Genomic DNA, 12,769 nt, shown 5'->3' on the forward strand with positions numbered 1-12,769 from the left:
CAGCATTTTATTATGGTGATCCCCTGGGCGAAATGCGCCTGGTAAGCAGAGTTTTTGAAATGTAAGGCCTTTGAATAAGACAAAAGGCTGCCTCATCGCTAACTTTGCAACAGTGCCGAAGCAGATTATGCGTTCTCATAATGCGATACACCCGCTTTGCATTAACCACAGGCAGGCCGTCCCGCTCCGACTCCCGTCGCAGCAGCGCCCACACACGGCGATAACCATACGTCGGCAGGTCAGCCACCGCCATGTTTATCCGGGACAATACGGTGGTATCGTCAGAACGGGGCTGCCGTCTGCGATCCTGTCAGTCAGATGGCCGGTGAACCCGAATGCTCAACTGCGCACGCGACACGCCAAGACTTCTGCAAACGTCGCTTATTCGTCGTTCCCAGGCAACGAGGGCGCATGCGCAATCCATTTTTTTGCCCGGCCGAACTCCACGGCCTCTTTGAGTATCTCGGCTTCCATCGTCTTTTTGCCCAGAAGGCGCTGGAGTTCGCGAATTTGCTTATTGGCGGCAGCGAGTTCGGAGGCCGGCACCACTTCCTCGCCCGATGCAACAGCCGTCAGTGAACCGTCTTAATATTGCTTGCGCCATTTGAATATCTGGTTTGCATTGATGCCATGCAGGCGCGCGACATGAGACACGGTCATACCGGGCTCCATAGTCTGCTGAATAATGGCAATTTTTTCCTGCGGTGTACGACGCCGACGCCGCTCAGGTCCTGATAACACTCCAACCATCTTATCGTTCTGACTGGTATTAAACATAGTTCCAAGACTACCTCTTATTTTAAGAGAGTCGAAGTGTCTGGTGATCTATGGGGCCAGTCTAGCCCTCTTCCAAGTGTAGGGAGATATAGTCAAAGTTTGCTTCTCCGCCGATGAGTCCGCCCTGCGTCGGATAGTCCGATTTTTTACCGGCGAAGCACGGCTCTCCTAACCCTATCTAAAGCGAATAACTTTTTTCAACAGGGCCGCGTGCCAATGCAAGAGCGATAGGCGCTCTACGCGCCAATTTGACCACTTAAAACAGGTAAATTGAGGGGTTGTAATGTGTTGATGTAACAGGCTTTTATTTTAATGTCTTGGCATATGTATAATGGTAGTCTAGCCCTCCTTTCAACAAGGAGTACTCATGGAAACCTACAATCATACATATCGGCACCACAACTTTTCACATAAAGACTTAAGTGATCTCACCTTCACCGCTTGCACATTCATTCGCAGCGACTTTCGACGTGCTAACTTGCGTGATACGACATTCGTCAACTGCAAGTTCATTGAACAGGGTGATATCGAAGGCTGCCACTTTGATGTCGCAGATCTTCGTGATGCAAGTTTCCAACAATGCCAACTTGCGATGGCAAACTTCAGTAATGCCAATTGCTACGGTATAGAGTTCCGTGCGTGTGATTTAAAAGGTGCCAACTTTTCCCGAACAAACTTTGCCCATCAAGTGAGTAATCGTATGTACTTTTGCTCAGCATTTATTTCTGGATGTAATCTTTCCTATGCCAATATGGAGAGGGTTTGTTTAGAAAAATGTGAGTTGTTTGAAAATCGCTGGATAGGAACGAACCTAGCGGGTGCATCACTGAAAGAGTCAGACTTAAGTCGAGGTGTTTTTTCCGAAGATGTCTGGGGGCAATTTAGCCTACAGGGTGCCAATTTATGCCACGCCGAACTCGACGGTTTAGATCCCCGCAAAGTCGATACATCAGGTATCAAAATTGCAGCCTGGCAGCAAGAACTGATTCTCGAAGCACTGGGTATTGTTGTTTATCCTGACTAATTGCTTTGATGTGTGATTTTAAACGCTCAAATTTATAAAACGAATAATATTGTCAACCTTGCAATAATAGACATAGGGACAACCATGTATAAATTTTTACCCTCAGGCGTCTTCACAATAGAGCCATATAGCAGTGGGTCACTTAGTGGGCTTAATTTTTCCATTAAAGATAATATTAATATTGCTCAGTATAAAACATCATATGGTAGCCCATCTTGGCAAGTAAACATAAGGCTGCCATTTATAAGGCACTGTTGCAAAAATGTGGAGGTGATAGGGGTACTACGCCGGAACCCCAGATTTTTCCGTCCGTTCAAATTATCCACGGTTGAACAGCTTGATCCCGTCCGCCCGCAGTTGACCAACAGGGGAAATATGCCTGTACAAAGTTTGCCGGGTTATCCCAAGTTCCTGGCATAGCGTACTGACCTTTGTTTCTGATTGTCCCATTGATGCCATTGCCAGTCGCAGTTTGACTGGCGTCATTTTATAAGGTCGGCCGCCGTTCCGCCCACGGGCTCTTGCTGATGCCAGACCTGCAGTCGTTCTTTCAGCAATCAGTTCGCGCTCAAACTCCGCCAGTGCGGCAAAGATACCGAAGACAAGCTTGCCAGCGGCCGTTGTTGTGTCGATAGTCGCCCCGTGACCGGTCAGCACTTTCAGACCGGTCCCCCTCGCGGTCAGGTCGTGCACTGTATTAATGAGATGACGAAGATCACGACCGAGGCGGTCCAGCTTCCATACGACCAGCGTGTCTCCGGGTCGTAGTGCTTTCAGACAGGCTGTAAGTCCAGGACGCTCTTCTCGTTTGCCCGATGCCCGGTCCTCATAAAAATGTGCGGCATCAACACCTGCGGCGATCAGTGCATCACGTTGTAAATCATTCGTCTGCGAACCATCCGCTTTTGACATCCGAATATATCCGATGAACATATTTCCTCTGTCACATATACGTTCGATTATGTGACATTCTGATTTGGGTACCATAATCTGTCAACGGTAGTCACATTACCCGTAATTTAAATTATGACACGTAAAGGTTCTATGTTAATGATAATGTGACAAGCGCGTTTAAATAGGCATAAGGATCAGAGATGCCTACTAAAAATAAGCTCCTCAGTATTCTTTCGGACGCCGAGCAGGAAGCGCTCTATGGTCTACCTGATTTCGATGATGCACAGCGGCTGGAGTTTCTGGCGCTGAATGAATATGAACTGGCGCTGGCCTGCAGTCGCCGGGGGCTTCACGCTCAAATTTATTGCATCATCCAGATCGGAGAGCATGAAAAACCTCGGGGCAGCCATCGAATGATGCCATCTACAGGGGTTAAAATAACCACCATCATTTCATAACAATACCTGCTGACTATGAAGATCTACGTCATCAAAATAGCAGTTCATGGAGTCAGTCCGATGGTCTGGCGTCGGCTGAGAATTGCTGCCGACACGTCACTGGCCGCGCTTCACTTCATTTTCCAGATAGTGCAGGGCTGGGGGGACGACCATCTCCATCAATTTCACATTTATGGCAAAGATTACGGTATCTCCTACGAAGGAGGCATCGGTTTTGTCGATAATCCGTTCCGGGTCGTGATTGATGATTTTGCTTTTGATGCTGGCGATCGCTTTACCTATGAATACAATTTCTTTGAGCACTGGCTTCATGACATTCGTGTTGAGGCCATTTATGAAAACTCTACGCTGAAAGCGCCGTTTTGTATAAGCGGCCATGGTATGCCCGGAGCCACAGCTGCGGATGAGTTCGATAAAACCCTGGCGTTTCTTGAAGCTATCGTTAATGCGGATGATGAAACAACGGTCGGCGAGATCCGCCCTTTTGCTGACGACCTGGATGCTGTCAGGTTCAACCGCCACAAAATCAACCGGCAACTGAGCAGGCTCGACCTTGCATCTCCGGTACTGGAGCCTGAAGTTATCTGGCTGGGCCGTCGTCGCTGACTGATGTCTATAAAGGTATACGTTTTCAGCATGCCTCTCAGATCCCCGAAAAAATGTCTATAAACCTCCCTAAATCAGTGTTTATGGATTATTCTTTAAATCTCTATGATGTTTAAAGACCTTCCGGAGGTTTTGCGTGCAATATGCCTACATCAGGGTAAGCTCGGCCGATCAGAATACGGCCCGTCAGGAAGAGGCATTGTCAAAGGCGGGTTTTCAGCCTGATAAAATTTGTGTTGAGCATGCCAGCGCGAAGGACACAAACCGCCCGGGGTTACAGGAACTCCTGGGGCAATTACGCCCTGGTGATACGCTTCTGGTTCATTCCATCGATCGCCTTTGCCGGAATATGTCGGATATGTGCGCTGTCACCACCCGGCTTCGTGACCAGGGCGTTACCCTTATTTTTCTGAAAGAGCAGCTGACGTTCAGCGCCGGCACAAACAATCCGATGCAGGAACTGCAGCTGCACATGATGTCGGCATTCAGCCAGTTTGAACGAGCCTTACTGAAGGAAAGGCAGGCCGACGGCATCGCCGCGAAAAAAGCACGGGGTGAAAAAACAGGGCGCCCCGGCGCCGATATCAAAAAGATCCAGGAAATTGACGCACTCAGAAGCAGAGGGGTCAGGCTCAGGATCGCCTGCGACCATGCGGGCCTTGGCGTTTCCACATATTATAAGCTTCGTCACCAGATGAACAACCAGTAGCCGGGAGATAGTCATCCACCACAGCAGGAGGCAATGATGCAACTGACGCTCCAGATAGTCATCACCGATGAATCAGGCTCCAGTCGAACGGAGGAACTGATGACAATCCAGAAATCAGGGGAGACCCGGAACGACATCGGATTATCGGTGTCAGAATCCAAGCTGTTGCTGAATACGGTCCAGCAGTCGGTGGTCCAGCTGCAGGCAGACGAATATACTCAACACCATATCCGGTGCCCTCACTGCCTTGCTGCGCGCAGAATCAAAGGCAAACAGAAAATACGGTACCGGACGCTGTTTGGCGTTATTCCGGTATCCGGGCTTCGGGTGTACCGGTGCCGTTGTGAAGAGAGTGATACAAAGACAGTCAGTTTGCTCAGCGACTGGGCCGGCGATTATTCTCACCCGGCACTGAAATATATTGAAACCCGCTGGGCCTCGATGATCTCCTATGAAATGACGACTCGTCTGCTGAAAGATATTCTGCCGGTGGGCCACAGCCTGAATGCCTCAACGGTGAGGAATCATTTATGCCAGGTGGCGCAGCGTCTTGACGCTGAGGCTGAAGCTCATTCAGGTTTTCTTTCCGGCTGCCCCCGCGACTGGGGGAACCTGCCCAGGCCAGGAAAACCGCTTGTGGTGGGTATAGATGGTGGTTATGTTCGCGATCGGGATGACAAAAAGCGTAATTTTGAAATTATTGCCGGGAAGTCTTTTTCCGTTGGTGCGCCTGCTGACACCCGCCGCTTCGGTTTTGTTCAGAAGGATGACTGTCATCCGGAACGCAGGCTCATGACCCACCTTTCAGGGGTCGGTTCCGGCTGAGGGCGAAATGACACCCTAAGCTTTCGGTTCCTTGGGCCAAAGATATTCGCCAGTCAGTAGAATGTGCGCCCAGCCCAATGGGGATATGTGGGGAAGAAATTCAGGGGGAACATCCAACCCTTCGTTCCGCCGCTCCGTGACGGCATGACCAAGATGGACGGTATTCCAGTAAATGATCACCGCAGTCAATAAATTGAGCCCAGCGATTCGGTAGTGCTGCCCCTCTGTCGTGCGATCGCGAATTTCCCCCTGCCTCCCGATACGGAGCGCATTTTTGAGCGCATGGTGGGCCTCTCCCTTGTTAAGACCGATCTGAGCACGCCGCTGCATGTCCGTATCCAGGATCCACTCAATAATGAAAAGGGTCCGTTCAATACGACCAACTTCACGAAGCGCAACTGCAAGGTTGTTTTGTCGTGGGTAAGAAGCGAGCTTGCGCAGGAGTTGGCTGGGCCTGATTTTGCCAGCGGTCATCGTCGCGGCACAACGGAAAATATCAGGCCAGTTCGCAACGATAAGATCCTCCCGGGCTTTTCCACCTACCAACTTGCGTAACTCCCTGGGGGTCGTATCGGGATTAAATACGTACAACCGCTTCGATGGCAGATCCCTGATTCGCAGAACGAGATTGTAGCCGAGCAGGCTACTGGCTCCGAACAAATGGTCGGTGAATCCTGCTGTATCGGCATACTGTTCGCGAACATGGCGACCGACCTCGTTCATCAGTAGTCCATCGAGAATATACGGTGCCTCGCTCACGGTCGCCGGGATCGACTGACAAGCGAATGGCGCGAACTGGTCGCTTACGTGAGTATACGCTTTGAGGCCGGGAACAGAACCATATTTGGCATTGACCATGTTCATGGCTTCGCCATGCCGCGCTGTCGGGAAAAACTGACCATCGCTCGATGCTGACGTGCCCATCCCCCAGACGCGTGACATCGGCAGTTTACCCTGCGCGGCCACCACAATTGCCAATGCCTGGTTCATGGCTTCGCTTTCAACATGCCAGCGGGCAAGGCGTGAGAGCTGCCAGTAATCATGCGTGTTTGTAGCTTCCGCCATCTTACGCAGGCCCAGATTGAGCCCTTCAGCGAGCAGGACGTTGAGCAGACCGATCCGGTCGCGACATGGAGCCCCGGTTCTCAGATGGGTAAACGCATCTGTGAAACCAAGGGCTGCATCAACTTCAAGCAGCATGTCGGTAATCCGAACGGACGGCATTCGGCGATACAGATCCAGTATGAGTGCCTCGGCACCATCCGGCACGTCTGCTGTCAACCTGTCGATCCGCAACGTTCCATCTTCTATGCTACCGTGCGGAATAGTGCCGTTACGGGCAGCCCGGGCCAGCCGCTTAAGAGCGATCGTGAGTCGCGCCTTTCTGTCTGCCAGCCAATCCTGTGGGTTGGAAGGCACGGCCAGTTTTGCATTTTCCTGCGCCGCGATCATCGGCACCAGTACCTGCTTGAGGTCACCATAGCGGCGCGAATGAGCGAGCCAGACATCTCCGGAACGAAAAGCATCCCGGAGGTGAAAGAGTACCGCCACTTCCCAAAGACGGGTATCTCCTTTTTCCTGAGCTCGTAAATGACGGTTCCATTTGGAGCTGGGCCGCAGGAAACGCCTTTCTGGCGATGCAACACCTTTCATCTCTCCGATCGACAAAGCTGCTGCTACCAATGGTCCGGCGACCGGCGCGGCTTCGAGCTTCAGACAGCGCAACATGCGGGGCGCATAACGACGAAAGCGATGGTATCCCTGCCCGACATATGCAAGAGGCTCATCGGCTAGCGTGTTGCTGAGTTGAGTCCCTGTCGCTACCAGTTGAGCGAGCCGGTCCCATGCAACCGAACTGGCGACAGCCATCTCCAGCGGGGTTCCGTCACTGCGGGCCTCAAGCAACGAAGCTCCCAGCGCGGTGAAGGTACGGATCGTATCCGTGAGTGTGGCTTTAGAGCCGGAAATTGTTTCGTCATGCTGGCGCTTCGCTTCCCGCCAGGTTTTTCCTACGATCCTGTCATGGGTTTCGACTATGGCATCAGCAATCGCCGCTTCCCACTCCACAACACAGACGGCAAGGATCGCCCAGCGGCGGTCCGAAGTGATGTCACGCAAACCGTCGGTGAAGTAGCGTTCACCCTGCCGACGCAGCCGGGCAATGCGATGGGCAGGTATGCTGGCCAAAGCACTATGATTGATATTCAGGGTACGCAGAAATTCGAGCCTGTCGAGCAAACGGTTAGCAGCAGCCGAGTTGTTACCAACCTCGAAGTTGCGAAGCCAGATGAAACGACTGATATTGCCGGCGAGCATTTCACTCAGAAGTTTGTCCAGGTGATCGCGAACATCCGCTGTTAAATTTTCCGCAATCCGCGTTTCAATCCGCCGCTCAGCGGCGACCAGAGCATCCGCGCACAAGCGCTCGATTGTCGATACTGCGGGCAGAATGGTGGAAGTTTCCCGACACCGCACAATAAAACGATGAGCAAGATCCTCGTTTGATCTGGCATCTTCGGCCTGGCCGAAAGTCCACTCCCGCAGATCACGGGCACCACGGCCCGTGAAGGTCTTGTAGCCGTAAATTTCGCGCAGCGTGTCCATGTGCTGCTGACGGGTTTGGCGCCGTGTGGCATAAGTGAGAAGCGCATCAGCCGGAACTCCAAGCTGAGCACCGACGAAGGAAAGGACTTCACGCGGGATCATCTCACCAGGAGCCAGTGCACGGCCCGGATATCGTAAGGCACAAAGTTGCAGGGCAAAGCCAATCCTGTTTTCCGGTCTGCGGCGCTGCCTAATGTTTTCCAGGTCATCATCGCCCAGCGTGTAGAACTTCAGTAGCGACAGTTCGTCCGTGGGCAGATCGAACAGCGCTGCTCGCTGCCGTTCGGTGAAAATATGGCGTCGTGACATACAAATTCGTCCCTTTTGAAGTATAGTCTGTTTTGGACAACAGCCAGCCCATATAAATCAGGGCGTTCCGATACAAAAATCCAGGAGGGTTCAATTGGGACATCGTGCCGCCATTTACTGCCGGGTTTCAACAGCGGATCAGTCTTGTGAACGCCAGGAATTTGATCTGCGAGCCTTCGCCGGCCGTGCCGGCTACGACGTGGTGGGAATATTTAAGGAAACAGGTTCAGGAACTAAACTCGACCGGGCCGAGCGAAAGAAAGTCCTGGCGCTTGCCCAGTCCAGACAAATTGATGCAATCCTGGTCACTGAGCTTTCCCGGTGGGGGCGCTCGACGCTCGATCTGCTCAATACGCTACGTGAACTGGAGAACTGGAAGGTTTCCGTGATAGCCATGAATGGAATGGCGTTCGATCTTTCGTCGCCGTATGGACGAATGCTGGCGACGTTTCTTTCCGGCATTGCGGAGTTTGAGCGGGATCTCATCAGCGAGCGGGTCAAGTCAGGCCTTGCTGTTGCGAAGGCACGTGGTAAGAGGCTTGGTCGTCAGGCCGGAGTGCGACCAAAATCAGACCGACTTTTGCCTAAGGTGGTTGCGATGAGGGCCGAGGGACGCAGCTATCGCTGGATCGCACGCGAGCTCGGTATCAGCAAGAATACCGTCGCTGACATCGTGCAACGACACAGAGCTAACGCTTAGGGTGTCATTTCGCCCTCAGCCGGAACCGACCCCTTTCAGCGCAGGGAATGCAGGCCAACCAGCAGATATTTTTTCTGTCCGACGGCGCGGATAATCTCAGGGACCTCCAGTTCGGTATGTACCCTGAGTCAACGCATGTGCTGGACTGGTTTCATATCACCATGAGGCTGACGGTGCTCATGCAATATGCCCGGGGACTGCTGGTATCAGATCCAGAGGCGGGGAGTAAAGTTCTGGCACTGCTGGAAAGCATTAAACGATATCTCTGGCATGGCAATGTTGTCGCTGCGCTGGAACATATTGATAATTGCGTTATGTATTGCGATGACCCTGAACTCAGCTATCCTAGCCTGAAATCCCTGCAAAAACATCTGGATGAAATGTATACCTACATCCGGAATAATAAGATGATGATCCCAAACTACGGCGAAATGCGTCGGTACGGAGAGCCGGTATCAACCGCGTTTGTGGAATCCACGATCAATGAAGTGATCGCCAGACGAATGGCCAAAAAGCAGCAGATGCAGTGGAGCAGAAAAGGGGCTCATTATTTGTTACAGACCCGGACCGCCGTTTTGAATAACGAACTGCAGGATAAATTTGTCTGCTGGTATCCGGGTTTTCAAAGTGACGGGAAGGGACCAGCGATGGCAGCATAGCTCACGCTGCCCCAATATTTTTTATGCTCTCTCCTGTTTGGGGTCGTTTGCGGGAAGGGGCGGAATCCTACGCTAAGGCTTTGGCCAGCGATATTCTCCGGTGAGATTGATGTGTTCCCAGGGGATAGGAGAAGTCGCTTGATATCTAGTATGACGTCTGTCGCACCTGCTTGATCGCGGCCGCGATAGCTAGATCGCGTTGCTCCTCTTCTCCATCCGCGTTCCAAGCTGCGGAAAGGCACCCATAAGCGTACGCCTGGTCGAGCAGGCGACGCGGATCGACGTCCAGCGCACGAGAGAATGCGTCCGCCATCTGTGCAATGCGTCTAGGATCGAGACAAAGGTCGTCTCTGTCAGCCGGATCGTAGAACATATTGGCGGCGCCAAAGCCCACTTCACCGACCAGACCGACGGGATCTATCACCAGCCAGCCGCGACTGGAGAACATGATGTTTTCATGATGCAGATCGCCATGTAGCCCACGCAGTTCCGAGGCATTGCTCATCATTTGATCGGCTATAATCGCCGCGTGGACGTAGTCAGTTTGACAACCTGCGTTTTGATCATCGCGCGCCCGCTGAAACAAAGCTGCAAAGCGATCCCGGATCGGGAGAAGGGCAGAAGGCAGGGGTTCCTCAGATGCGGCATACAGCTTCGCCATTAGTTCCGCTGCAATTTCGGTCGCCTGGTAGTCGCCGTGCTCGGCAACGATGTGAGAGAGCATTCGCTCCCCGGCATATTCGAGCAACATCAGATTGTTCTCACGACCGAGCAACCGGACTGCTCCCCTCCCATTGCGCCATACCAGATAGTCGGCCCCGCGCAGTTCATCAGCAATGTCTTTTATAGGTTTCAATCCCTTGACGATTGCAGGAGTCCCGTCTGGCAATGAAACTTTCCAAACGAGGCTGGAAAAGGTGTCCGCAATGAGAACAGGTTGCGAAACGTGCCAATGAGCAGGAAAAACAGGCGGCATGAACATCAACCCCAAGTCAGAGGGTCCAATCGCAGATAGAAGGCAAGGCGTTCGCGGTCGGGGGCTTCGATCCCCAATACATTGAATAGGACAGCGAAGGCGCGCTCTGCTTCATCTGGCGCTGCCCAGTTCTCTTCGGCGTTAGCAATCATGAGTGCCAAATCGGCATAGCGATCTGCTGTTCCGAGCCGCCCAAGGTCGATCAGACCCGTGCATTGAAGAGTTTTAGGGTCCACCATGAAGTTCGGCATGCAGGGATCACCATGGCAAACAACCATATCGGTGCGCTCTTGGTCGAGCCGCACCGGTAGCTCTCGTTCGACACGAGCCAAAAGATCGAGCTGCGGCGTACTCTTGTCCTCGTCCGGTAAGAAGTCGGGATTGACGGCATTGCGGGACACCACATCAACGGCGCGTCCGAACATTCGCGACAGCCTGCGCTCAAACGGACATTGATCAACCGATAGGCTGTGAACAGCGCCAAGTTGCTGCCCCATTGACGGCCACGCTTTGAGCAAATCCGCTCCAGACAGATCAGCCGCCGGTACTCCCGGAATTGCCGTTATCACCAAGCATGCACCCTCCTGTTCCTCCTGCCAGTTGATGACCTCGGGGCAAGCCACACCTCGACCTTTGAGCCAAATGAGGCGGTCACGCTCTCCAGCGAGCTCACCGCGGCGGGAAGCAGGTGCGATTTTCGCGAAGGCATGCCCGTCACCACGTCGAAAAACAAAATCACCAGATTCTCCGCCTCTGACAGGCAACCAGTCAGAATGCGATTTACCAAAAAAAATATTAGTTCGATTCAATGGAGGTTCCTTCAGTTTTCTGATGAAGCGCGAATATAGAGAAATATCCCGAATGTGCAGTTAACGAATTCTTGCGGTTTCTTTCAGCGCCGCCAATACCGCCAGCCCGTCGCGCAAGGGGCGCGGCTCGTGTGTGCGGATGAAGTCAGCTCCACCTGCGGCGGCGGCAAGCTCTGCAGCGAGTGTCGCGGCCCCGACATCCCCCGGACCACGGCCTGTGAGCGCGCGCAGAAAGGATTTGCGCGAAACAGACAGAAGCACCGGCAAATCGAAGCGCAGCCGCAATTCATCGAACCGCGCCAGCACCGAGAGCGAGGTTTCGGGAGCAGCCCCCAGAAAAAACCCCATGCCGGGATCAAGGACAAGGCGGTTGCGTTTGATACCGGCACCCGTCAGCGCCGCGATGCGCGCGTCAAAGAACGCCGCAATGTGATCCATGATGTCGCCAGCGGGTGCCTCGCGCCGATCTGCCTGCCCGTCTTGCACCGAATGCATAACGACGAGTTTGGCAGATGATTTCGCCAATTGCGGATAGAACGCAGCGTCTGGAAAACCGCGAATATCATTGAGATAGGCCACACCACGCGACAAGGCATAGGCTTGCGTCGCGGGTTGATAACTGTCGAGCGAGACGGGAATGCCATCTGCCTTGAGCGCGTCCAGCACCGGCGCGATACGCGCGATTTCTGTGTCGGACGAAACAGGCGCGGCGTCGGGATTGCTGGATGCCGGACCGAGGTCGATCACATCTGCCCCCTCGGCCATCAGCTTACGCGCCTGCGCAATGGCTGCGTCTGGCGCCAGATACCGGCCTCCATCGGAGAAACTGTCCGAGGTTATGTTGACGATGCCGAAAATGATGAGCGATTTATTCATGGGGGCTTCTATAATAATAATAATCGAGCATGAGTCTCATACGGATGCTCGGGTCGAAAGGGAATCCCCAGGCGAGTAACCTGTTTGCGGTGCTCCATTAGCTGCAGGAGCAGAATAGCATACATCTGGAAGCAAAGCCAGGAAAGCGGCCTATGGAGCTGTGCGGCAGCGCTCAGTAGGCAATTTTTCAAAATATTGTTAAGCCTTTTCTGAGCATGGTATTTTTCATGGTATTACCAATTAGCAGGAAAATAAGCCATTGAATATAAAAGATAAAAATGTCTTGTTTACAATAGAGTGGGTATCGGAGACGAAGAAGGACAAGGTACATGCTGACCGATACCAAGCTGCGCAATCTCAAGCCCAGGGACAAACTCTACAAAGTGAATGACCGGGAAGGTCTCTATGTGGGGGTCGCCTCAGAAAACGGAATCTATGGTCACTCCCGTTTTTGCAACACCGATTTTGACGACAAGTTGGCTTGCTTGAATCTATCCGGCGTCTGAATGGGATTTTATTCCCGCGCCTCGATGAGTTCCGCGC

At 52.8% G+C, this 12,769-nt stretch carries 9 protein-coding genes and 5 pseudogenes; 8 read left to right on the forward strand and 6 right to left on the reverse strand.

All coding sequences use genetic code 11. From position 1 onward, the window contains the following. Positions 1-118 precede the first annotated feature (118 nt). Positions 119-750 (reverse strand): annotated as a pseudogene (locus tag ACOTX5_RS25125) (transposase); the annotation flags it as partial. A gap of 394 nt (positions 751-1,144) precedes the next feature. Between ACOTX5_RS25125 and ACOTX5_RS25130 the strand changes: the two are divergent. Further along, positions 1,145-1,801 (forward strand): quinolone resistance pentapeptide repeat protein QnrS1, encoded by a 657-nt coding sequence (locus tag ACOTX5_RS25130; RefSeq protein ID WP_001516695.1) that lies wholly within the window; start codon positions 1,145-1,147, stop codon positions 1,799-1,801. Positions 1,802-2,119: 318 nt separating this feature from the next. Here ACOTX5_RS25130 and ACOTX5_RS25135 read toward each other — a convergent pair whose 3' ends face one another. Beyond that, entirely contained in the window at positions 2,120-2,734 is a 615-nt protein-coding gene (locus ACOTX5_RS25135) for a recombinase family protein (protein ID WP_014839983.1), read from the reverse strand. A gap of 161 nt (positions 2,735-2,895) precedes the next feature. Between ACOTX5_RS25135 and ACOTX5_RS25140 the strand changes: the two are divergent. From ACOTX5_RS25140 to ACOTX5_RS25155, 4 genes and pseudogenes are all read left to right on the forward strand, one after another. Then, positions 2,896-3,078: pseudogene (locus ACOTX5_RS25140) on the forward strand (DUF4158 domain-containing protein); the annotation flags it as partial. A gap of 90 nt (positions 3,079-3,168) precedes the next feature. Then, positions 3,169-3,759, forward strand: a complete 591-nt coding sequence (locus ACOTX5_RS25145) for a plasmid pRiA4b ORF-3 family protein (protein WP_012477564.1) — start codon at positions 3,169-3,171, stop codon at positions 3,757-3,759. Between the two features lie 136 nt (positions 3,760-3,895). Further along, positions 3,896-4,468, forward strand: a complete 573-nt coding sequence (locus ACOTX5_RS25150) for a recombinase family protein (protein WP_001493762.1) — start codon at positions 3,896-3,898, stop codon at positions 4,466-4,468. A 36-nt stretch (positions 4,469-4,504) separates the two neighbouring features. Next, positions 4,505-5,284, forward strand: a pseudogene (locus ACOTX5_RS25155) (ISKra4-like element ISKpn19 family transposase); the annotation flags it as partial. A 24-nt stretch (positions 5,285-5,308) separates the two neighbouring features. Here ACOTX5_RS25155 and ACOTX5_RS25160 read toward each other — a convergent pair. After that, positions 5,309-8,206, reverse strand: coding sequence for a Tn3-like element Tn5403 family transposase (locus ACOTX5_RS25160; RefSeq protein WP_001553819.1), 2,898 nt, complete (start codon positions 8,204-8,206; stop codon positions 5,309-5,311). A 94-nt stretch (positions 8,207-8,300) separates the two neighbouring features. Here ACOTX5_RS25160 and ACOTX5_RS25165 point away from each other — a divergent pair, with 94 nt between their 5' ends. Further along, positions 8,301-8,906 carry a recombinase family protein gene (locus ACOTX5_RS25165; protein WP_000509966.1) on the forward strand — a complete coding sequence of 202 codons (606 nt, stop codon included), beginning with the start codon at positions 8,301-8,303 and terminating at the stop codon, positions 8,904-8,906. A gap of 29 nt (positions 8,907-8,935) precedes the next feature. After that, a pseudogene (locus ACOTX5_RS25170) lies at positions 8,936-9,565 on the forward strand (ISKra4-like element ISKpn19 family transposase); the annotation flags it as partial. A 145-nt stretch (positions 9,566-9,710) separates the two neighbouring features. Here ACOTX5_RS25170 and ACOTX5_RS25175 read toward each other — a convergent pair. Genes ACOTX5_RS25175 through sul2 form a run of 3 tightly spaced genes read right to left on the reverse strand, consistent with a single transcriptional unit; the run spans position 9,711 to position 12,226 of the window. Next, positions 9,711-10,547: an aminoglycoside O-phosphotransferase APH(6)-Id gene (locus ACOTX5_RS25175; RefSeq protein WP_000480972.1), complete on the reverse strand. Its 837-nt coding sequence runs from the start codon at positions 10,545-10,547 to the stop codon at positions 9,711-9,713. After that, entirely contained in the window at positions 10,547-11,350 is an 804-nt protein-coding gene (aph(3'')-Ib, locus tag ACOTX5_RS25180; protein WP_001082320.1) for an aminoglycoside O-phosphotransferase APH(3'')-Ib, read from the reverse strand. Before aph(3'')-Ib ends, ACOTX5_RS25175 begins: the two co-directional genes overlap by 1 nt. A gap of 60 nt (positions 11,351-11,410) precedes the next feature. Then, on the reverse strand, positions 11,411-12,226 hold the full coding sequence (gene sul2, locus ACOTX5_RS25185) for a sulfonamide-resistant dihydropteroate synthase Sul2 (protein ID WP_001043260.1): 816 nt from the start codon (positions 12,224-12,226) through the stop codon (positions 11,411-11,413). Between the two features lie 329 nt (positions 12,227-12,555). Between sul2 and ACOTX5_RS25190 the strand changes: the two are divergent. Beyond that, positions 12,556-12,660 (forward strand): annotated as a pseudogene (locus ACOTX5_RS25190) (Arm DNA-binding domain-containing protein); the annotation flags it as partial. Between the last annotated feature and the right edge of the window lie 109 nt (positions 12,661-12,769).

Source organism: Enterobacter cloacae complex sp. IR5441 (genome assembly GCF_049238215.1).
In the GTDB taxonomy this organism is placed as follows: Bacteria; Pseudomonadota; Gammaproteobacteria; order Enterobacterales; family Enterobacteriaceae; genus Enterobacter; species Enterobacter hormaechei_C.